General features: G+C 39.7%; 21 protein-coding genes and 1 pseudogene. 8 read left to right on the plus strand and 14 right to left on the minus strand.

Annotated features, from left to right (window positions below):
• Positions 1–143 (plus strand): annotated as a pseudogene (locus FTU38_RS08070) (IS5/IS1182 family transposase); the annotation flags it as partial.
• 81 nt (positions 144–224) lie between these two features.
• Here the strand turns inward: FTU38_RS08070 and prpC are convergent.
• Positions 225–1,361: a 2-methylcitrate synthase gene (prpC, locus tag FTU38_RS08075; protein WP_180007804.1), complete on the minus strand. Its 1,137-nt coding sequence runs from the start codon at positions 1,359–1,361 to the stop codon at positions 225–227.
• Between the two features lie 3 nt (positions 1,362–1,364).
• Positions 1,365–2,249 (minus strand): methylisocitrate lyase, encoded by an 885-nt coding sequence (gene prpB, locus FTU38_RS08080; protein WP_078188636.1) that lies wholly within the window; start codon positions 2,247–2,249, stop codon positions 1,365–1,367.
• A 239-nt stretch (positions 2,250–2,488) separates the two neighbouring features.
• Between prpB and FTU38_RS08085 the strand changes: the two genes are divergently transcribed.
• The 3 genes from FTU38_RS08085 to FTU38_RS08095 all read left to right on the plus strand — a co-directional run bounded on the left by FTU38_RS08085 (position 2,489) and on the right by FTU38_RS08095 (position 4,742).
• On the plus strand, positions 2,489–3,142 hold the full coding sequence (locus tag FTU38_RS08085) for a TetR/AcrR family transcriptional regulator (RefSeq protein WP_180110948.1): 654 nt from the start codon (positions 2,489–2,491) through the stop codon (positions 3,140–3,142).
• Between the two features lie 112 nt (positions 3,143–3,254).
• Positions 3,255–4,175, plus strand: a complete 921-nt coding sequence (gene argF, locus FTU38_RS08090; protein ID WP_078193464.1) for an ornithine carbamoyltransferase — start codon at positions 3,255–3,257, stop codon at positions 4,173–4,175.
• Between the two features lie 90 nt (positions 4,176–4,265).
• Entirely contained in the window at positions 4,266–4,742 is a 477-nt protein-coding gene (locus FTU38_RS08095; RefSeq protein WP_180005563.1) for a hypothetical protein, read from the plus strand.
• Positions 4,743–4,787: 45 nt separating this feature from the next.
• Here the strand turns inward: FTU38_RS08095 and FTU38_RS08100 are convergent, their stop codons facing one another.
• The 8 genes from FTU38_RS08100 to rpiA form a co-directional block, all read right to left on the minus strand.
• On the minus strand, positions 4,788–5,141 hold the full coding sequence (locus FTU38_RS08100; protein ID WP_180110966.1) for a YnfA family protein: 354 nt from the start codon (positions 5,139–5,141) through the stop codon (positions 4,788–4,790).
• 77 nt (positions 5,142–5,218) lie between these two features.
• Positions 5,219–7,495 (minus strand): ATP-dependent Clp protease ATP-binding subunit ClpA, encoded by a 2,277-nt coding sequence (clpA, locus tag FTU38_RS08105; protein ID WP_180005564.1) that lies wholly within the window; start codon positions 7,493–7,495, stop codon positions 5,219–5,221.
• A 12-nt stretch (positions 7,496–7,507) separates the two neighbouring features.
• On the minus strand, positions 7,508–7,921 hold the full coding sequence (clpS, locus tag FTU38_RS08110; protein ID WP_180051274.1) for an ATP-dependent Clp protease adapter ClpS: 414 nt from the start codon (positions 7,919–7,921) through the stop codon (positions 7,508–7,510).
• Positions 7,922–7,939: 18 nt separating this feature from the next.
• A complete protein-coding gene (locus FTU38_RS08115; RefSeq protein ID WP_180110949.1) occupies positions 7,940–8,689 on the minus strand; it encodes a hypothetical protein in 750 nt (249 codons plus the stop codon).
• Positions 8,690–8,768: 79 nt separating this feature from the next.
• Positions 8,769–9,815, minus strand: a complete 1,047-nt coding sequence (gene argC, locus FTU38_RS08120; RefSeq protein WP_180110950.1) for an N-acetyl-gamma-glutamyl-phosphate reductase — start codon at positions 9,813–9,815, stop codon at positions 8,769–8,771.
• 192 nt (positions 9,816–10,007) lie between these two features.
• Positions 10,008–10,637 (minus strand): PDZ domain-containing protein, encoded by a 630-nt coding sequence (locus FTU38_RS08125; protein ID WP_180110951.1) that lies wholly within the window; start codon positions 10,635–10,637, stop codon positions 10,008–10,010.
• Positions 10,638–10,781: 144 nt separating this feature from the next.
• Positions 10,782–11,456, minus strand: a complete 675-nt coding sequence (locus tag FTU38_RS08130) for a SprT family zinc-dependent metalloprotease (RefSeq protein ID WP_180004664.1) — start codon at positions 11,454–11,456, stop codon at positions 10,782–10,784.
• A gap of 212 nt (positions 11,457–11,668) precedes the next feature.
• Positions 11,669–12,340: a ribose-5-phosphate isomerase RpiA gene (rpiA, locus tag FTU38_RS08135; protein ID WP_078188646.1), complete on the minus strand. Its 672-nt coding sequence runs from the start codon at positions 12,338–12,340 to the stop codon at positions 11,669–11,671.
• A gap of 107 nt (positions 12,341–12,447) precedes the next feature.
• Between rpiA and ilvA the strand changes: the two genes are divergently transcribed.
• From ilvA to FTU38_RS08155, 4 genes are all read left to right on the plus strand, one after another.
• On the plus strand, positions 12,448–13,986 hold the full coding sequence (gene ilvA / locus FTU38_RS08140) for a threonine ammonia-lyase, biosynthetic (RefSeq protein ID WP_180004662.1): 1,539 nt from the start codon (positions 12,448–12,450) through the stop codon (positions 13,984–13,986).
• A 194-nt stretch (positions 13,987–14,180) separates the two neighbouring features.
• Positions 14,181–14,648 carry a hypothetical protein gene (locus FTU38_RS08145; RefSeq protein ID WP_180110952.1) on the plus strand — a complete coding sequence of 156 codons (468 nt, stop codon included), beginning with the start codon at positions 14,181–14,183 and terminating at the stop codon, positions 14,646–14,648.
• A gap of 104 nt (positions 14,649–14,752) precedes the next feature.
• Positions 14,753–15,412, plus strand: coding sequence for a TrkA family potassium uptake protein (locus FTU38_RS08150; RefSeq protein ID WP_180065508.1), 660 nt, complete (start codon positions 14,753–14,755; stop codon positions 15,410–15,412).
• A 51-nt stretch (positions 15,413–15,463) separates the two neighbouring features.
• Positions 15,464–16,801, plus strand: a complete 1,338-nt coding sequence (locus tag FTU38_RS08155) for a TrkH family potassium uptake protein (protein WP_168378596.1) — start codon at positions 15,464–15,466, stop codon at positions 16,799–16,801.
• Between the two features lie 377 nt (positions 16,802–17,178).
• Here FTU38_RS08155 and FTU38_RS08160 read toward each other — a convergent pair whose 3' ends face one another.
• From FTU38_RS08160 to FTU38_RS08175, 4 genes are all read right to left on the minus strand, one after another.
• Positions 17,179–18,336, minus strand: coding sequence for a phospholipase A (locus FTU38_RS08160; RefSeq protein ID WP_180106681.1), 1,158 nt, complete (start codon positions 18,334–18,336; stop codon positions 17,179–17,181).
• Between the two features lie 18 nt (positions 18,337–18,354).
• A complete protein-coding gene (locus tag FTU38_RS08165; protein WP_180110953.1) occupies positions 18,355–21,294 on the minus strand; it encodes an insulinase family protein in 2,940 nt (979 codons plus the stop codon).
• Between the two features lie 141 nt (positions 21,295–21,435).
• Complete coding sequence (locus FTU38_RS08170; protein ID WP_180110954.1) at positions 21,436–22,209, minus strand: hypothetical protein; 774 nt, start codon at positions 22,207–22,209, stop codon at positions 21,436–21,438.
• Positions 22,210–22,372: 163 nt separating this feature from the next.
• Entirely contained in the window at positions 22,373–22,822 is a 450-nt protein-coding gene (locus FTU38_RS08175; RefSeq protein ID WP_078188654.1) for a GNAT family N-acetyltransferase, read from the minus strand.
• Positions 22,823–23,059 lie beyond the last annotated feature (237 nt).

Here is a 23,059-nt window from a genome sequence, read left to right on the forward strand (position 1 = left end):
GAAGAATTGGAATTGAGCATGTATTTGGCAGTTTGAAAACCTTCAAAATTCTTGCTGAGCGATATCGCAATCGAGGCAAAAGACTAGCATTAAGATTCAATCTAATTGCTGGAATTTATAACTTGGAACTGAGTGAAAAATGACTTATGAAAGAAATCTATTGTTAACTCAAATAACAAATAATAAAAAAGCCTCTTTTGAGGCTTTTTTATTTCACTTTAAAATTATGCCGCAGAACGTTCTGCAATCGGCACCACTTTACGAAGCTCAGGGCCTGTATAATCCGCACTTGGACGAATAATACGGTTGTCTGCACGTTGTTCCATCACGTGTGCTGCCCAGCCTGTTACACGCGACATCACAAAGATTGGCGTGAACAATTTGGTTGCAATATCCATAAAGTGATATGCCGATGCATGGAAGAAGTCTGCATTACAGAACAATTTCTTCTCACGCCACATCACTTCTTCACAGCGTACTGATACAGGGTAAAGTACGGTATCACCCACGTCTTTAGCTAGGCGCTCAGACCAAATTTTGATGATGCCATTACGTGGATCATTGTCTTTATAGATCGCATGACCAAAGCCCATGATCTTTTCTTTACGCTCAAGTTTGCCGAGCATTTCACGTTCAGCTTCTTCTGGAGACGTCCAGTTTTCAATCATTTCCATCGCAGCTTCGTTCGCACCGCCATGTAATGGGCCACGTAGTGAACCAATTGCACCTGTGATGCATGAATGCATATCTGAAAGCGTCGAAGCACATACACGTGCTGTGAATGTAGATGCGTTAAACTCATGCTCTGCATACAAAATCAGTGATACGTTCATCACTTGCTCATGCAATTCATTTGGTTTTTCACCACGAAGTAAATGCAAGAATTGAGCGCCAATTGAATCATCATCGGTATTTTCTTCTACACGTACGCCGTCATGGCTAAAACGATACCAGTAGCAGATGATTGCCGGTAGTGTTGCCAAAATACGGTCTGCAACATCTTGTTGTTGTTCAAACGATTGTTCAGTTTCAAGGTTGCCTAACATTGAAACGCCTGTACGCATCACATCCATTGGATGTGAGTCCGCAGGAATACGTTCTAATACTTCTTTCAACGCTTGTGGCAATTGACGCAATGATTTGAGTTTAGCTTTGTATGCTGCTAATTGTTCTGTTGTTGGCAATTCACCAAAGAAAATCAGGTACGCAACTTCTTCAAACTGGCAGTTTTCTGCCAAGTCTTGAACGTCATAACCACGATAGGTTAAGCCCGCACCGCTTTTGCCTACAGTTGAAAGTGCAGTTTTACCCGCTACTTGTCCGCGCAGTCCTGCGCCCGTGAGTACTTTTCCTTCAGCCATTTTTTATTTTCCTTCAGTGAACAATTTATCTAAGGTGTTTTCAAAAGTGTGATAATCGAGGAATTGATAGAGTTCTTTTCGTTGTTGCATTTTATCCAGTACATTGACTTGTGTACCGTCATTGCGGATTGCATGCATCACTTCGAGTGCCGCTTTTTGCATTGCACGTGTCGGAGACAATGGATAAAGCACCATTGAAATGCCTTGCTCGCCTAATTCTTCTTTGGTGTAGTAAGGGGTATCACCAAACTCTGTGATATTTGCCAATACTGGTACACCCACAGCATCGCAGACTGTTTTGTACATGGTGATGTCTGTCATTGCTTCAGCAAAGATCGCATCTGCTCCTGCTTCTACACATGCACATGCGCGGTCGATCACTGCCTGCAAACCTTCTTTTTGTAATGCATCTGTACGTGCCATCACCACAAAATTTGAATCGGTTTTTGCATCGACTGCCGCTTTAATACGGTCAACCATTTCTTGTTGTGACACAATTTCTTTGTTTGGACGGTGACCACAACGTTTTTGTGCCACTTGGTCTTCGATATGCACCGCTGCTGCACCCGCAGCAATCATTTGTTTCACTGTACGAGCAATGTTAAATGCACCGCCCCAACCTGTATCGATATCGACAAGTAATGGCGTATCTACACGTTCAGTAATACGACGAACATCTTCCAAAACATTGTCTAAACTGGTCATGCCTAAGTCAGGTAAACCATATGAATAGTTCGCAACACCTGCACCAGATAAATATATGGCTTTATAGCCAACTTCTTTTGCCATCATTGCTGCATAGGCATTTACTGTGCCAATGATTTGTAATGGTTTTTCTACTTCCAATGCTTGTCTAAATCTTAAGCCTGCAGACGTTTGTTGTGTCATATTCCTTTCCACGGCATTTACTTTAATTTTCGAAGTTTGAGTATATCCATATTTTTTTCCAACTCTATGGCTTTGTAGAATATTAACTCTAAAACTTTAGTCAAATATTTCACTTGTCACCTATCTGTTGTTATTCTTTAGTCAAAGATCTCTTATTTATGAGCAAAGCAGAAAAGTACTAATTTTTTTGCTATAATTATCGTCAAACTAGCTCTTTTTTTGTTAAAAATTATCACTTTATGCAAGATTTAATACACATTGAACCTCTAACGTATGACCAGCCACAAACGCGGCGCGGACATGAACGATGTGTTGCACTTTTAGAAAGTGCTACGGAGCTTTTTTTAAAACGTGGTTTTGATGCAGTTTCATTAGACGATATTGTGAATCATGCCGGTGGGTCAAAAGCATCGATCTATAAATATTTTGGTAATAAAGACGGATTATTTAAGGCGATTTGTGACTATCGTCGCTGCTTATTTTTCAAAGATATTTGCCTACCGTTTACTGTCAGCCCGAATACCGATATTCGTGCTTATCTCATCAACACCTTAAGTAATTTTCATCAACATATCGTCATGCCTGAAAATGCGGCATTTATGCGGTTAGTCTTAGAACAAACAGGACGTAATCCTGAAATAGCACGTTATATTCATGAGCAAGGCCCGAAACAAATTCAGAACACCGTTGCCGAAATTTTATATCAAGCACATCAACACGGTTTGCTGTATTGCGAAAACCCGCTGTTTTCGGCTCAGTTTTATTTTGGGATTCTGCGTAATTTAGAATGGCGCGTTCTCATGGGCATCAGCATTGATGAAAATGATCAAGAAACCATCAATTACATCAGTTATTGCGTCGATCGTTTCCTAGACGGTCACCAAAAGCGCTAGATTTTTTGCAATTTACCTCTCTTATAGTATATTAATCGATTCCTTTTTCTCTAACCAACCAACAACTAATTGTTGTTTTGTTTTTTGATTCAGCAATTATTGTGGAGTAACAATGGCTCTACGTCACTTTCTAACTTTACGCGATTTATCGACTTTAGAACTTAACCAAATTGTACAGCGCGGTATCGAACTCAAGCGCAAACAGCATAACAATGAAGTTTTCCAACCTTTCGTTGGTAAAGTCATGGGCATGATTTTTGAGAAATCGAGCACCCGTACACGTGTATCGTTTGAAGCAGGAATGAGCCAATTTGGTGGTAGTGCAATTTTCCTTTCATCTCGCGACTCTCAATTAGGTCGTGGCGAGCCAGTAGAAGATTCTGCACGTGTGATTTCAAGCATGCTTGATATTGTGATGATTCGTACTTTTGGTCATGACATTGTTGAACGTTTTGCTTCTTATTCAAAAGTTCCTGTCATCAATGCATTAACAGATGATCACCACCCTTGCCAATTACTTGCCGATGTTCAAACATTTGTTGAACACCGTGGTTCTATTGAAGGTAAAACGGTTGCTTGGATTGGTGATGGCAACAATATGTGTAACTCATATATTGAAGCGGCTCATATGTGGGGCTTTAAATTAAAAATCGCTGCACCTAAGGGCTATGAACCTAAAGCAGAATTTTTATCTGAATTTGCACACTGTGTGGAACTTGTTGATTCTGCCGAAGATGCTGCAGTTAATGCAGATTTAATCGTGACAGATGTTTGGGCAAGTATGGGGCAAGAAGAAGAACAAAAAATTCGTGAAAAAGCTTTTGCTGATTATCAAGTGAATGAACGCCTGATGGATCTTGCTCACGCTGATTGCCTATTTATGCACTGCTTACCTGCGCATCGTGGCGAAGAAATTTCTGAAAATATGCTTGACCACAAAAATGCTGTGGTTTGGGATGAAGCTGAAAATCGCTTACATGCACAAAAAGCACTTGTTGAATTTTTAATTAACGAAAATCTTAAAAAAGACTAAGGTTTTACTTAGATAAAAAAGCACCTTCGGGTGCTTTTTTTGTTTTTGCATGCTTTAATAAAACCATAACTTTTATAAGTGATTAAGATTATGCGTTTAAGAAATATTTGCTTATTGGCTCTTGGATTGAGCTTATCTACTTTTAGCTTTGCTGGTGAACCAAGTGAATTAGATCAATACTTGGTGAAAAATCAGATTTTAGATAGCAATTTTAAAATTAAAAATAAAACAGGTTTAAACGAAATACTGGCTGCCATTAGTGATGAAGATTCACGCACTCTTCCCTATCAAGTTGATCAGAATATGTTGATGGAAAAAATGGAAATTGAAGCGGATAAGATTGAAATTGATGGTATTATCACCACCCCTGATTTTGCGCAATTTGAACAATCAGTCGGTGAACATAAGGTGAAGCAACTCATCAAGCATAATTCACTCCAAAACTGTGAATTACTATTCGAGCATCAATTTCAACGTGTTAATCCATATAAAATTGAAATGGATCTAAGCTCGGGTAGCAATCAATACGAAATTATCATTAAAAATACAGAGTGCAAATTTAAATAAATATCTAATTTCTTACAGCTCTTGGTTTAACTTCTGCAACGTTACTTAACGAATTAAACCTTGAGGCTGTAATGCAATCACAGCTGCACCCACCAATACAATGATGCCACCTAGCATATCCCAACGCGTTAGAGTTACGTGATCGACAAAACGCAACCACAGTAATGCAGAGAAAATATAGATTCCGCCATAGGCTGCATAGATACGACCCGAAGCTGCTGGATGCAACGTCAATAACCAAACAAATGCAGCCAATGCAAGGGCTGTAGGAATCCATAACCACTGCGATTTTTGCTGATTTAAAATCAAATATGGGAAGTAACAGCCTAAAATTTCCATCAGTGCTGTCAGTGCAAATAAACCAAATGTGGTCAGCACTTTTGTTAATGGTATGTCCATCATTGAGAAACCCAAATCTAGCGTCGAATAAATATAAAAAACCCGTGCAAGCACGGGTTTTTCGTTAATTAAATTACTTAAGCAGGTTCAGCGGTTTGGTCTTCAAACACTTCGAGTTTTAAGCCCACAGCTTTGCCATTTTCTTTCTTCACTGAAACACCAACATTACCGCCATGTTCCGCAAGCTCGCCAAACAAAATCATTTCAGCAAGCGGTTTCTTCAAATGCTCTTGAATTAAACGCTGCATTGGACGAGCGCCCATCAAGCGATCGTATCCTTGCTCTGCCATCCATTCGCGTGCATCTTGGTCAACCTCAAGAACCACTTTTTTGTCATCTAACTGTGCCTGAAGCTCTGTTAAAAACTTATCAACCACACTTTCAATGACAGTTGTTGGCAATGCTTTAAATTGAATAACACCATCTAAGCGGTTACGGAACTCCGGAGAGAAGGCTTTTTTCATCGCGTCTTGGTTATCATTACTGTTATCTTGATCCATGAAACCAATGCTCACACGTGAAATTGATTCTGCACCAATATTAGTCGTCAGCACTAACACGACGTTACGGAAGTCAGACTTACGACCATTGTTATCCGTTAATGAACCATGATCCATAATTTGTAATAACAAATTAAAGACATCTGGATGCGCTTTCTCAATTTCGTCTAGTAAAAGTACGCAATGCGGATTTTTATGAATCGCGTCGGTCAACAAACCACCTTGATCAAAACCTACATAACCCGGAGGCGCACCAATTAAACGAGATACGGCATGACGTTCCATGTATTCAGACATATCGAAACGTACAAGCTCGACGCCTAATAATTTCGCCAATTGCTTAGTGACTTCAGTTTTACCCACACCTGTAGGACCCGCAAAGACAAAATTACCCACTGGCTTATCTGGTGCTTTAAGACCTGCACGAGATAATTTAATCGCCGATGCAAGCGCTTCAATCGCTTCATCTTGACCAAACACCACACGTTTCAGATCACGCTCAAGATTTTCAAGAACGCTCTTGTCATCTTTAGAGACTGTTTTCGGTGGAATACGTGCAATTTTCGATACGATATCTTCAATGTTTTCAACTGAAATGACCGTATCATCTTGCTCAGCTTTTAAACGACGCTGCGCACCAGCTTCATCAATCACATCAATGGCTTTATCAGGCAAGAAACGATCATTGATAAATTTCGCTGAAAGCTCAACCGCAGAAACCAATGCTTGATCTTCGTATTTCACATGATGGAATTCTTCAAATTTGCCTTTTAAGCCACGCAGAATATCAATCGTTTCTGAAATAGATGGTTCATTGACATCAATTTTTTGGAAACGACGAGATAATGCATGATCCTTTTCAAAGACTTGACGGTATTCTTGGAAAGTCGTTGAACCGATACAACGCAAAGTACCATTCGCCAAAGCTGGCTTGATGAGATTCGATGCATCCATCGTGCTACCCATACTTGAGCCTGCGCCGATGATCATGTGAATTTCATCAATAAATAAAATAGCTTCGGGCTTTTTCTTCAAGGCATTTAGCAGTTGTTTTAAACGCTTTTCAAAATCACCACGGTATTTAGTTCCAGCGACTAAAGCACCAATATCTAAACTAAATACTTCTGCATTTTCAAGCGGTTTAGGAGCTTTACCATTTACAATGAGCCAAGCCAAACCTTCAGCAATAGAAGTTTTACCTACACCTGGGTCACCTACCAAAAGCGGGTTGTTTTTACGACGGCGGCATAGAATTTGAGCTGTACGTTCAATCTCTTTTTCACGACCAATTAGTGGATCTGTTTTGCCTTTTTGAGCTTCAACATTCAGATTGGTCGTATATAGCTCTAATGGGCCAGAATTTGAAGACGTGGTGTTTTCACCATCGAGCTCTTCAATTTCCTCTTCAGCTTGGACTTCATCTTTACGTGTGCCATGAGACAAGTACTGCGTTAATGTCAAACGGTTGATTTGATGGCGTTTAAGTAAATACACCGCAAATGAATCACGCTCTGAATACATCGCAACTAAAATGTCTGCACCTTCTACAGTGCGGTCATTACCACTCGATTGCACATGGAAAATTGCACGCTGCAAAATACGATCAAAACTTTCTGTAGGATGTGGTGCTTGATCGCTATTTTCGCCAAGCTTAGGGGTATGTTGTTCTACGTATTCTTCAAGTTCTTTGCGAAGCACAATAATGTCTGCGCCACATGCTTTCAATGCATTAACAGCGGAATCATTATCCAGTAAAGCCAATAATAAATGTTCTACCGTCAAAAATTCATGTCTCTTTTGACGAGCCATGCTGACAGCCAAACGTAGTGATACTTCTAATTGACGACTGAGCATGTAATCCCCTTATTAATCTTTTGGCTCAATCTGACAAAGTAATGGATGACTTTGCGACCGAGCGTAATTATTGACCTGATTTGCTTTAGTCTCTGCGATGTCTCGCGGATAAACCCCTGCAACACCCTTTCCTTCATAATGTACAGTTAGCATTACTTGAGTGGCTTGGTCAAGATTCAAAGCAAAGTATTGTTGTAAAATTTCAATTACAAAGTCCATTGGAGTGTAATCATCGTTCATTAAAACGACAGCATACATAGGAGGACGCTTTAACTCAGGTGGCGCAGTCAATACTTGAATGTCTGAATCACCATCATCCTGCATACCTTGGCTGAGAGTCGGGTTTAGATGCCAGTCCACTAAACCAGATTGGTAAAATGAATTTTTAATGTCAGATAAACACGTTTGACGCTTATTGGTTCGCATAGGATTTAGGTTTCACACTTAGTTTGCACTTGCTTCAGTTTGAGGAATTTCTGAAAGGAAAGCAGATTGATTTTCAACAGGCTGACCTTTCGACCAGCTAAAACGGCGAATAACGGGTTTAGAACCGCTTAAACGCACTTCAATAAAGTCTGGACTAAAGCCTTTTGGCATGGTCCAACGTCCAGTGAGTCGCTCACTTTCGCTAAAGTTAAAGTTTTTGTCTTCTAAAGGCACTGCAAGTACTTCTGTACCCTTAATTAGACGCAGCTCAACACTTCCAGACACATTACTTTTTGACGGACTTACTTGAACGAGATCAAGTTGGTATTCATACGCATTTTCAGGTAACGGTTTAATCGCTAAATGTTGTACTGCAAGCGGCATACCACCACGTTGGCGCAATACTTCACGATACAAAACACCCAAATTACCGGTTAATTCTTGATCATCACGTGCTTTTTTAACAGCCAAATATAAATCATTTGAATTACTTACAGCGACATCACGCTCTTGAATTGCCGCATTCAAACTTTTATTCAGGCCTGCTAATTCATTTTTTTGCTTTTGCACCACATCAACCAGTTGCTCTGCATCTGCATCATATCCGACCACAGTTAAGCCCTGACGATGACCGATACTATATCCGAGCAAACCGCTGCTCAATGCAAGTACAACTGCACCAATCGCCAGTGGCATATTCGTCTTCATAAAAGGCGTTTTTTCACTGTTTTCTGGTTCTGACTTGAAATTAGATTCTGTATTCGACATCGTCATCTCTTATTTTTAGTTCACTTAAGGCACACATTTAAATCCAGTTTTAAATGTGTGTGAAGTTTTAAATCGTTTCTTATGGTAATAAACCAATGCCTTGAAGTCCTGCATTTTCAGCAAAACTAAACATCAAGTTCATATTTTGTACGGCTTGACCTGCAGCACCTTTCACCAAGTTGTCTTGAGCCACCAAAATCACTAATTTTTTCGGTTGAGGTTTGCAAATCGCAATACGTAATTGGTTCGCACCACGCACAGTACGTGTTTCAGGTGAGCTACCTGCCGGCATAACATCTACAAACTGCTCATTGGCATAGAACTGTTCATATATGCTTTGTAAATCCGCAGAAGCACCTGCGTCTGTCAAATCAATATAGATAGTGCTGAGCATGCCACGAATCATTGGTACCAAATGCGGTACGAATAAAATTTCGTTAAACACACCTTTTTGACCTGAAATATTTTCTAAGGCTTCTACAATTTCAGGATGATGACGGTGACCTGCAACTCCATATGCCTTAAAGTTATCTGCATTTTCAGAATAGATCATACCTAGGCTGGCTTTACGACCTGCACCAGACACACCTGATTTTGCATCAATAATAATGCTTTCAGGTTTCACTAATCCTTCAGCTTTTAATACTGGCGCTAAACCGAGCTGAACAGTTGTTGGGTAACAACCTGGGTTACCAATCACTGAAGCCTTTTGAATTTTTTCACGGTTTAATTCAGACAAACCATAAACTGACTCTTTTAATAGCTCTGGACATGCATGGTCTAGGCCATACCATTTCTCAAATTGAGCTAAGTCTTGCAAGCGGAAGTCAGCAGCAAGGTCAATCACTTTAGTATTTGCAGCAACTAACTCTTCTGCGTGTTTCATTGCTACACCGTGAGGCGTAGCAAAGAATACAACGTCACATTGTTTTAGTTCTTCAATATTTAGATCTGAATAGCAAAGGTCTGTATGTCCACGCAAACTTGGGAACATATCATCCACACGGCGGCCATTTTCAGTACGCGAAGTTAAAACTTTCACTTCTGCATTTGGGTGTCGCAGTAAAATACGCAGTAATTCAACACCTGTGTAACCTGTACCGCCGACAATACCTACTGAAATCACGCTCTTTACCTCTATTCAAAGTATCCATTTGATGACTGCGTAGTATGACAGGAAGTTGAGGATTTCTGAACTGTTTTGCTTGGGTTTATTGCAATTCGGATCTTTTTATCAATTTAAGAAAAAACATATTTTCAGAGAGCACCAAACTTAAATTGGATGAAAAGTGCAATTGTCCCACCTTCCAGCCAAATATTATTGTTTCAAACTAATTTCTAAAGGTATTTTCTGTCCATTTCTCAGAATTTCAAACTTTACAACGTTTCCTCTTAAATAGTTTGAACTTTCAACAAATGCACTGACATCATTAATATTATCATCATTCATTTTTATAATAATATCCTGCGGTAAAATAACGCCTTTGGCTAGAGAGCCAGCTTGAACTTTTTGTACAATCACTCCGCCCTGAAGGCCATTATTAATTTTATCCTTAGAAGACAATATGGTGGGATAAATTCCTGTTACTGAATTATATTTATAAAAATATCGTGAGGAATATTCTGTCCTGTTCGCAAGACGATGAGGAACTGCCTCAATAGTTCCTACAGGATAAATATTTAAATCACTTTTTTGATTATCACCAACTAAAAACGGATATGAATCTGGCTTTGAATTTCTATACCTATAATAATTTCCACTCTCTACAGGCGTATTAGTGAAAATAACGATTTGTGCCCCCAATTGATTTCCTTTATTTTTCAGGTCCCACATGCTATCGCTGTAGCCCCTATTTGTAGATACACTTTTAAATGTTTCACTCATCACAGGAACATAGCCCTGCTCAATCAGCTCATCTGTTTTAAGATCAATATCATCAACCATCATTACTTCGGTTTTTTTTTGCCAGCTATCCCGATCTTGAAAACTATTTGCAAAATTGGTGCTGAATATGCAAGTAAAATTAATCCCAGAATTTTTCTATTTTTCATAACTATACACCCAATCAGTTTAGGTTTTATGAAAAATATACTAGCACCACCACCACGGCATCACACCACTTTTTAAAGTTTTCCGATGATCTTTATAGTTTGAATCATGCTTTTGGACTTCAGCCCAAAAGTTTGGGCTATGGTCAAAATGCTGAGTATGCGCTAACTCGTGTACAGCCACATAACGCGTAATTTCTAATGGGAGCAACACCAAGCCGCTATTCAGCATAATGTCATGCTTTGCAGAGCAACTACCCCAGCGAGTTTTGGGCTGACGAATCGAGCACTCACCATATTTTAAGCCTGTTTCACTGCTCACTTGCTTTAAATAAATTGGTAAATACTCTTTGGCATAAGCAATCACAAAGCTTTTTAAATATTGCTCAGGCTGCCGATCACTGATGAAAAGCTGATGCTTTTCTTCATCCAAGATAAATGAGTTTTTTTGCGTTTTATAAATAACCTTTAAAGGCTGTTCTAAATTGAATAGTTTTAATTCAGCTGGAAGCGTTTTATCAATCTGCCCTGTTTTTTCCTGCTGCTTCTGCCATGTCTCAATCATCCATTGTTCTGCTTGTTTCAGAAAATCTTGAACTTGGCGCTGTGTACAAAACTGGGGAACCGTTAATTTAATTTGAGTTGGTTCTACTCGCAATCTTAAGCGTGTGGCACGTAATTTTCGAGTGATTTGAATTTCAGGAAGGTTTGGTGTCATTTATTCTTCTTAAAAGCTTATTAATAATGCATAAAATTGAATTTTAAATATTTTCAAAAATATATTAGGAGTCCCTTCTCCCTTAGGGAGAAGGTTAGGATGAGGGGACTTTTAAATTGACCTCTCCCTAACCCTCTCCTCAAAGGAGAGGGAACTTCCATTAGAAATTTAATATAAATCGAAACTCAATTTACAATTAAATTTTCTATAGATTAAACCGCAGTACGCTCTTCAATACCGTTATCAGTTGCAACAACAGCAATATCCGCTTTGTTTAGAGCAAAGATACCGTTACACACTACACCTGGAATGTCATTCAAAGTCTTTTCAAGTTCCAATGCATTTAGGATATTTAAGTTGTGTACGTCTAAAATTACATTACCGTTATCTGTTACTACGCCTTCACGGTATACAGGGTCGCCGCCTAAAGAAACGATTTTACGTGCCACAGCAGAACGTGCCATTGGAATCACTTCTACAGGAAGCGGAAATTCACGTGCCAACTGATCAACCCATTTAGAATCATCTACGATACAAACGAATTTTTTCGCAATAGACGCCACGATTTTTTCACGAGTCAACGCAGCGCCGCCACCTTTAATCATGTGCATATGACGGTCGATTTCATCTGCACCATCCACATAGGCATCTAAACCGCCAACGTGGTTCATATCAACCACTTCAATGCCTAATTTTTTCAAACGTTGTGCAGTTGCTTCAGAACTTGCAACAGCAGCTTCGAGTTGAAGCTCTGGCAATAATTCGATGAGGAAGTTCACAGTACTTCCTGTACCAACACCCAAAATACCGCCCTTTGGCAAATGCTTTAACGCAGCTTTTGCGGCAGCTTGTTTCTTTTCATCTTGGGTTGCATACAGACTCATAACTTGGCTCAACTATTTTTTGACATTAGACGCTGATTTTTCAGCCCAAATGTACAGTGGTTTGTTACAATAAACCCCTATTTTAAACTGTTAGATGGAAAATTAACATGCTGTCTCGTTTGGTTCGACAAATATTACAGGCAACGGTCTATGACGTTGCAATCGAAACCCCACTCGAAGCAGCGCCACGAATTAGTGAAAAACTAAACAATAACATTCGCTTTAAACGCGAAGATTTACAACCTGTCTTTTCTTTCAAGCTACGCGGTGCCTACAACCGTATTAGTCAATTACCGAAATCTCAGTTGGAACGTGGCGTTATTACGGCTTCAGCAGGTAACCATGCACAAGGTGTGGCCCTATCTGGTAAAAAACTGGGAATTCGCGCCATTATTGTTATGCCTAAAACCACACCAGACATTAAAGTACAAGCGGTTAAACGCTTAGGTGGTGAGGTAGTTCTGCATGGTGATTCTTTTGACGTAGCCAATAAATATGCAATCCAATGTGCAAAAGATGAAGGTATGACCTTTATTCCACCTTATGACGACGAACTCGTTATGGCCGGTCAAGGAACCATTGCCAACGAAATTTTGCGTCAATGGCGCGATGTTGACTACGTATTCGTTGCTGTAGGCGGTGGCGGTCTCATTGCCGGTGTAGCCGCTTATTTAGGCGATGTGGCACCGCATGTTAAAGTCATTCCAGTTGAATATGACGAATCTGCATGTTTAAAAGCAGCCTTTGAAGCCAATGAACGTGTCATTCTTCCATCTGTAGGTTTATTTGCCGACGGTACAGCAGTTGCACAAATTGGTGAAAAACCATTTGAAGTGATTCAGCTACAAAAATCAGATAACTCAGGCCCAATTGTTGAGCGTGAAGTTGTACTGGTAAATACCGATGAAATCTGTGCAGCGATTAAAGATACCTTTGATGAATGCCGCAGCATTGTAGAACCGTCAGGTGCAATGGCGCTTGCAGGTATTAAGAAGTATGTTGCTGAGCATGGTCTAGAAGGCAAAAATATGGTATCGATTGTTTGCGGTGCAAACATGAACTTTGACCGTCTGCGCTACATTGCAGAACGTACCGAACTGGGTGAACGTAAAGAAGCGATCTTTGCTGTGACCATTCCAGAAGAAAAAGGTTCTTTCCTTAAATTCTGCCGTGCACTACAAGGCCGTAACATCACTGAGTTTAACTACCGCGCAAGCTACTCAAGTGCCGCTCAAGTGTTTGTGGGTATTAGTCTCAAAAATGGCGAAAAAGAACGTCAGGAAATTTTTGAAACTTTGAAATTCCAATACGATGTAGACGATCTTTCAGATGATGAAGTGGCTAAACTCCATATCCGTTATTTAATTGGCGGACATGCCGATATTGAAAATGAACGCCTATTCCGCGTGGAATTCCCCGAACGTCCGGGCGCATTACTGACTTTCTTAGAACGTCTAGGCCCAACGCATAACATCACCCTATTCCACTACCGTAACCACGGTGCTGCTGAAGGCCGTGTATTGGTGGGTATGGAAGCAACGGATGCGAAACAAAACCCAGATGGTTTAATTGAAACATTGGAAAATATTACCTATCCATATGTTGAGATTACCAATAACCTCGGTTATCAACGTTTCTTGAAATAAGTAAAATTTCTATATGAAAGCTGGGATCTAGGTTCCAGCTTTTTTATTTGCATCAACTATTTCCTGAATCAAAATAAATAAATTCATCAAATTAATTCATCAACGCTGTCATTGTTGTTAAATTCACCACGCCCTATAATCCATTGAAAATAAAACAAAATGGATATTTAAAATTGAAGTTTTATGCCTTATTTATGATCGTCATTGTGGGTTTAGGTGGATATTTTTATGTATATCCGGCTTATCAACTTAAGCAAGAGGAAGATAAGATTCGTCAAAGTATGAAACAAATTCCAAATCAGTCACGTACGCAAAATCTAGAAAATATTTACGGCTATACCGCGCAGGCTGAAATGTTGAATCAATATCCAAATTACATTGTATATATTCGCTTTGATGAGCTAAGTGATCAAACCGCTCCCGAATCTGTTCAAACCATTATCCGTGAATTTTCATGCGATGGCTTAAACCGTTTAAAGAACAATTCCGAGCTTGTTCGTAAAGCCACTCTTAATGTCATTAAAGAAGATCAACATCAATTTCAATATATTCTAAAAAATAAACTAGGCTATGAAATTTTTAAATACCAACAAGTTATGGATAATTGCCCCAATATTGCTGAACTTTATGCCTATCAAAATACTGAAGAAATTAAAAATTAGAGCTTTTCGGTTTAGATGGATTATGTAAATTTTCATAGCCGCTCTAGGCTGAACAAGCTAACATCAACATATTCAATAACTTTAGAATAATTTAGGAATACGGCATGGCACAATTCGCTGTGATTGGCTTAGGAAGTTTTGGCGCAACTGTAGCCACTGAACTCATGGGTTTAAAACACGATGTCATTGGAATCGATAGCAACAAAAAGTTTGTTGAAAGTATTTCGGACCAACTAACCCATGCAGTGATTGCTGATGCAACAGATGAACACGTTTTACAAGAACTCAATATTCAAAATTGTGAAGCAGTCGTAGTCGCAATTGGTGAAGATATTGAAGCCAGCATCTTATGTGTGCTCCATCTTAAAAACATGGGGATCAACAAAATTTGGGCCAAAGCCAAGTCCAAAGCGCATCACATGATTTTAACCCATTTAGGCATCAGCAAAATCATCCATCCTGAAGAAGATATGGGCGTCCGTGTTGCCCAGTCACTGAGTTATCCGATGGTGAGTCGCTACATGGTGCTCGAAGATGATCATTATTTGGTGAAAGTTGAAATTAAAGAATCACAACAAGGCACGCGTCTAAATCAAATAATGGGTCATGTCCCTGAAGTAAAGGCGATTTTGCATAAACGTGGCACCCAGCTTCAATATAGTTTAGATCCGAACCTGATTTTACAAACAGGCGATATTTTAGTGGTTGAAGGTTTACTCGAACATTTACGTCGACTGGCTAAACACTTTAAAGCAACTTTGTAATCAGCGTCGTGTCTATTTGCACACAATCGCGCAAGATGACAGTAGAAAAACATGAAACTGCACAATAAACAGCGTAATACCATTAATCTTAGCCCACCCAGTATTTTGGCATTGGGTTTTCTTGGGCTCATTATCATTGGCACCTTGCTGTTAAAGCTCCCATATTCACATCATGGCGATTTAAGTTGGATCAATGCCCTCTTTACAGCGACCTCTGCCGTAACCATTACAGGACTTTCAGTTGTAAATGTCGGCGAAGCCTATACGGTGTTTGGTAAAGTCGTGATTATGGGTTTACTACAATGCGGTGGTCTCGGTTTTATGACCTTTGCGATATTGGCCGCTATGAGTTTGTCCCCTAAAATTGGGCTAAAACAACAAATTATGGCTCAAGAAACCATTGGACAAACCAGTCTTGCCAAAGTGACCATGACTATTAAAGGCGTACTGCTTTATTCGCTATTTTTTGAAATGGTGGGAACGGTTATTTTGACCATCGCTTGGATGCAAGAATACAATTTTAACCAGGCCCTGTTCTATGCTGCCTTTTATAGTGTTTCAGCATTTAATAATGGTGGATTTTCATTATTTCCCAATAGTTTAATGAGCTTTGCTGACCGTTATTTCATTACGTTTACCATCAGTATGCTTTACATTATTGGGGGTATCGGCTTTTTGGTACTGATGGACATTAAGCGCAATAAAAGTTGGAAAAAACTCAGTACCAATAGCAAGCTGATTTTATCGACTATTGCGGGTTTAAATGTCTTTGCCTTCATCACCATTTGGTTATTAGAAGCTAATAATGCTGCTACCTTAGCTACGATGTCACTTGGTGACCAAGCCCTAAATGCTTGGTTCCATGCAACTGTTCCGCGCTCTTCGGGTTTTAACAGCTTACCCATGGAAAGCATGAGCGATGCATCATCACTCGTCACAATGTTACTGATGTTTATTGGTGGTGGTTCTCTCAGTACAGCTGGTGGCATCAAAGTCGGGACGTTTATTATTGTTGTACTCAGTGTGGTCAGTTTTTTAAGACGTGAAGATGAACTGCGTGTGTTTAACCACTCTGTTTCTGAAAAAACGACCTTTAAAGCATTAGCGGTGATTTTCATTACAGTAACGTTGATTTTCATTGGCTTTTTCAGTCTATTGCTTCTCGAACCTGATAAACGCTTTTTAGATTTGTTGTTCGAAGCGGTATCCGCTGCCTGTACAGTAGGCCTATCTCGTGGCATCACCAGTGACTTACAACCTGCTAGTTTAGTTGCCCTGATGTTATTAATGTTCGCAGGTCGACTTGGACCCTTAACACTGGCTTATCTGATTGCCACACCGAAGAAGAGTCGCTTAAAACACCCACCTTCTGAGATTCAGATTGGTTGATTTGTACATTTTCTCACAGTTATAAAAAAACCACGCCATAGCATGGTTTTTTTATTTACTGATGTTACATAGTAACATCAGAAGCGTAATTTGATTCAAATGAAAGAACGATACGCGGTAAGGTCATCCGCAAGTGTTTGAGACAGGATGACTTCTAATCAAAAATGTTTTTGCGATACTTTAAATAAATAGACGCTAGAGAGCGAGTTTTGCGGATGACAATGGTTTTGGGTACTTTTGCCGAAACAAAAGTACCTCCAGCCGAAGGCTAATCCCTTTATTCAATCCCTAGATATAAGACTCCGTCGATTAGACTTAAAAGCATCTTAAAAATGCGAAATTACTTTTACGTCCGTAAATTAATTATTGAGCAATCATTAAAACCAATTCATTAATGACACACCGACACCGACATAGGTTGCCCGATGGTTATAGTCAATCAGGCTTTCACCATAGCCATCAAACAATTGAACTGTGCCGCGTAATTTACCATTGATTGGGAAAGTCCAATCGAACTGCACCGCACCATGTGAATCATCACCACCTTTCAATGAATGACGTAACATCAAACTAAAGTCATGATCTTTATGACGATAAAACGCTGTTAAATCCCCACGTCCCACATAATCGGTAATGTCAGGGTTGTTATCATCTTTGGTATCTTCTTCGAAACGATACCAAGGACGTAACATCAGTGCAAAATTGTCACGTTCAAATCCAAGATTTAACATGACACGATTCCAACTCCGCGATAAAGGATCAGAACGCCCATTAGACTGATGGTTAAAAGTTAAGCCCAGCATACGCCAGTTCAAACCCAAGAGTTCATAGTTGGTACGAAAAACCAGACTGGCTTCAGGCTCATAGTTGGTTTCACGGAATGGTCGTGATTCGTCTTCATTGTAGACTTGCCAACGAGAAGACTGGGTATAGCCCAACCAGATATCACCATTATCACCAAATAAGTTTTCAACAGCTTTGGTTTTTAATGACAATTGGAATTTGGCTTCCATCGATTTCAGGTTTTGTTCCTGATCGGCTTGTACCGTGTTGTTTTCATTCGGGCTTGATGGACGTTCATTTTTATCCGAAGTCCAATATCCCGGCATTAAATACACAGGTTGATAGCCACGAATATTCCACGTCCCCAATTTACTTTCTGGAGAAAGCTCCCAACGACTATCCAATAGTGAAAGATTTGGATTGAGGTTCGGTGCTTCTACAGCAAATAAACGGTCCGTAAACGCATGACTGACTTTTTCTTTGAAAGTTAGTTTCTCTGTCGGTTCAGGCTTAATTTCTTGTGCGGCTTGACGCTCAGAAACCAACATTTCTTTTTCAGCAGGTTGCACTTTAAACAAAGCATCATAACACGATAATCGCTCTGCATTTGACTCAAGTGCCACACATGCTTCAGCGGTAGCTGGTTTAACAGCCACTTCCGCATTTTGTGCATTTACAGTATTGACATACATTGAACTGAGCGCAATGAGGCTCAGTTGCAATGTCGTACGCTCAAGAGATTTGAACGCCATAAAAACCCCTTTTTTGTTTTAATTCACTTGTTTTATTTCGAAACCAAGCTCAACCAAAGCATCTCGCTTAGCCACCGGTGCAACCACAGCTTTTGTCGGTTGTTGTTCAACCAAGTACGCCACAGCAACACGTTTTAGATCTTCCAAAGTCACATTCAAAAGACGTTCACGTAACATTTGACGGAAAGCTGGCGTGCGTTTATGCAATAAAGCATAACAAGCTGTAATAGCTTCACCCGCTGGTGATCCCGGTTTATCCATGCTAGCAATTAGACCCAAAATCGCTTCTTCTAGCTGATGCGGTTGTTGTTCAGCATTCAGTAGCCACTGCACACTTGCGTCAAAATCTTTAAACGTTTCAGCTAAACGTGGGTCACGGTAGCTATAGAAACGGAATGAACATGCATTACCGTCATAGCTTGCACCACCACCATAAGCACCACCTTTTTCACGAATCGCGCTATGCAAGAAGCCATTACGCAAATAAGCCGCCAAAATCATTAAAGGTGCTGCATCAGGATGTGACACTTCCACCGCAGGATATGCTGAAGCGCAGAACTGAACATTGGCTTGAATGAGCCAAGCTTCGTCATTGTTGCTATCTGCAAAATTCACTTGAGTTAAAGCATGTGGGTTATCATCAATCGCCACTTTATCCCAAATGGTTTGAACTTCCTCAACCAATCGGTCTGAATGATGTTCTTCACACACCACCAAGAATTGTTTTGGTGCTTTAAGCAAACGGTTATGAATTAACTTAAGCTCATCAATCAAGGCATTATAAGCCGTGTCGTCTTGCTCAATTTTGCTGACAAGTTCTGACAACCAGTTCAGCGCGCCTAGGCCTGTATTATGATAATCACGTAGCGCCAATGCACTATGTTGACGACCTGCAATTTGCATTGCATAACTATGACCAGAACCAGATACACGTGACTGCCAACGTGCTTTACGTTGTTGCAATAACTCTACGATACGATTTTTTTCATCAAAACGTAGCTGTTCAAAAGCCAATTTCAATAAGCGAATAGCTTCAAGATTATTCACCAATGATTTGGTGGTCAACGTTAGCCAAGCACTAATTTGACCTTTATCATCCACTTTTGAACGCAGCGATGCCCCCATACCTAAACCGCCACTCACAGCTGTTTGCAACTGTTGTAGCTCTAAGTAATCGTATTCACCTGCACCAACTTCACCCATCAAAATCGATAAGAGATTGAAATACGGCGATTGCACCACTTCATCAGGAATCTGAATCAAAACTTGTTGGTAATAAAGACCATTGGTGCCTGCGTGGTAAAGATTTAACGGCGTATCCAAGCCATTACTGATAATTTCGCGTAATTGACCTTGTACAATCTGTAATTGTGCAGGAACGTCTTCTAAACCTACTTTAGGCAATAGGTTCAAATCATCTGGGGTATCTTGACGAATGTTCAGTGCTTCAGTCTGCGCAATAATCTCTGCTTTTTGCGCTTCAGTTAAGTTCGCATCTATTTCTTTTAAACGTGCTTTTTCTGCTGCCGCTTCCAAAGCATTTTTTTCAGCATCTGGAACCAAAGTTAATTGCACACGATGTTGATTATCAAGCAAGTAAGTTTTGATTAAGTTGGATAACCACATTGGGTCTTTCAACTCTTCCTTCACTTGTTCAATGGCCGTATCCACATCCCAGACATCCACAGGGTCTGAATGGTGAATCGCACTGCTTAAACCATTCAGAATTAAGCTTAGGCCATATGGTGTACCATCACCATTAATTTCACGCTGATGCAATTCAATCTGATGCAAAATCGCTTCAACTAAAGCCGAATCAACAGGCTTAGCCGCAACGTCTTCTAATACTTTAAACACGCCATTTTTAAATTGTTCTGCATGCTCAGGGTTGGAACCTTGAATTGCACAGTAGAACGTCATTTCATAGTTTGAGTCATCTACGCCCATAAATGGACCAGTAGACTGCGCATAACCACAGGTTTCTAAATAATGACGTAATGGTGAAGCAGAATCTTCAAGCAATACACCTTCAACCAAACGCATACCTAAACGTAATTTGATATTACTTGCTTCTGGCAATAACCAAGAAAGCACATGATAGGTTTTGTCTTTGAGGTCTTCAGCATCAACTGCATACGTTTCAGTTACAGTTACAGGCGCAGTTAAGCGGCGCTCAGGTTTTGAATACAGCGTTTGACCTTTTTCAAATTTTGACAAAGCAAGCGTTTCAAACTGTTCTTGTAAGTTATAAGCAGGCTCATTACCAAAGGTCATGAACACCGCATTACTTGGGTGATAATGTGATTTGTAGAAACTTACTAGCTCTTCATAACTTAAGTCAGGAATGTCTTTCGGATCACCGCCTGAGTTGTAATGATATGTCGTTTCTGGGAATAAATGATGGGCAAGTTGGTGATACAACTGATCTGAAGGTGAACTCATGGCACCTTTCATTTCATTAAATACCACGCCTTTATATACAGCTTCTCCATTTTCTAGCTCAATACGAATCCCTTCTTGCGCAAAATCAAGCGGGTTCAAATTCGCAGCAAAAGCAGCATCCATATAAACTTCTAACAAGTTTTGGAAATCTTTTTTGTTTTGCGTTGCAAATGGATATGCCGTCCAATCCGCTGCGGTAAACGCATTCATAAACGTATTGAGTGAACGACGAATCATTAAAAAGAATGGGTCACGTACAGGGAACTTTTCTGAGCCACACAGTGCTGTATGCTCAAGAATATGCGCCTCACCTTTTGAATCCATCGGCTGTGTACGGAAGGCAACTAAAAATACGTTTTCGTCATGGTTTGTGGCTAAGTGATAATGCACCGCGCCAGTCACTTTGTGTTTATATTCAGACACTAAAATGTCTAAAGCTTCAACATGATGTTGACGAATCAACTGAAACGCAGGATGTACAGTTTGAGAAATGGTTTCAGTGACATCTACAGTCATGTGTGCTCCTAATCTATTCATTTAAATTAGGCAAAGTATACCTTAAAAAATCACAACTAGATTCACCGAAACAACATTTCCAACTGTTTTAATCAACTTGAACTTTAATTTTAAAAATCACTTGTTTTCGCACTAAAACATTTAGACAGATTTTATGGATTGCCTATCATTTCGTGTTGACCAATAGACGCAAATCACAATCGCCAATAACAATACAAAAGAAGCCATAAAGCGACTTAAATCCAATCCACCTGAACTGATGGGCTTATCTAAAAAATCGCCGACAACTGCGCCCAATGGACGTGTCAAAACAAAAGTAGCCCAAAATAAAATCGTCTTTGAGACCCGACTAAAAAAGTACAACAACGCCATCAATAGAGTTAAACCACCAAATAGCCAAATGCCACCGCTATAGCCTAATCCTGCACTATCGGAAGTCCAGTCCCCCAAAGCCGTACCTAATGTTTGAGAAAATGTAATCGTCAACCAATAAAAGATCTGTGTGCGCGGCAAATTCACTACACTTGGATTGATTGACCCTTCGACTCGATACCAACTAAAAAGCGATATGAGCACCAAACTGAGTAACAGAAAACTACCACCCAAGTAGCCAATCCCTAAAGAACGATCTACAAAATCCGCTAAAGTCGTACCGACCGTAGTACTAGCAATAATCGTGGCCCAATATAAATAAGGTTTATAGGCTTTGGACTGTATTTGAAAATACAGCAGACTGATAAATATGCCTGCGAAAATAAAGGTACTGAGTAAATAGCCCAAATTTAAGGACATGGAAAGTGCATCACCACTGGTTTCACCAAAGGTGGTCGCAAAAATTTTGGTCAACCAAAACAGCGCGGTAATCTGGGGGACTTTTTTAACGTAGTCTTGTAGTTCATGCACTTGCATATGCATATGCATCACTCAATGCAGTTATTTTGATGCTTATATCTTTGATAACTGAAATGAATTTTTGCTTAAAATAAGGCACTCTTTTTTTAGAATTGTCACAAGAAAAAAAGCACCCGATATCGGATGCTTCATTTACAGTATTTACTGTCTATTTGTGGATTTAAAACTAAACTAGATATTTAAAATAATTATAATTTGGATGACTTTCGACATAGACATAATTCTGTTTTTGATAGAATTTTGCAGCATTTTTAAGCTCAGTATTTAAGCACAGTGCAGAAAAGTGTTTTTTTGCACCCTTTTCCAATTCCACCAATAGCTGCTTACCCACGCCATGCTGACGGTACTGCGGATGCACATAGAAACGGCGAACTCGTCCAATCCGTTCTTCTACACCAGTATCACCCCATTGCTGATTTAAACCGCCACAAGCAATTAATTTATCGCCATCATAAGCAAGCAATAATTGCTCACCCGTTTGGTCAAAACGATTTTTACCACTTTGATATTCTTCAATTAAACGGTGTATAAATGTATAGCCTTCATGCTGCGCCAAAGCAGCAATATTTTCGATTTGAGCAGGAAGTTGCTCTGCTGGACGAATCGTAATTTCCATATATTCACACTTTTAATCTGTTATCTATTTATGATGACCAAATCATCTTGATTCAGTCTGAACACCCTATAGCTCTATAAAAGTAAAATTTTTCGATTTGCACAATAGCAAAGCTGATTAAAACGGCAACTAATTCAAAAAAAATGTAAAAATATAATGGATTTGCCCGATTTTTATACACACTTGTCCTTTAATTGAATTTTTTTCAACAAACTACAGCAATCCTGAGCATTCGTG

This window comes from Acinetobacter sp. YH12098 (assembly GCF_013419235.1).
Classification (GTDB): domain Bacteria; phylum Pseudomonadota; class Gammaproteobacteria; order Pseudomonadales; family Moraxellaceae; genus Acinetobacter; species Acinetobacter amyesii.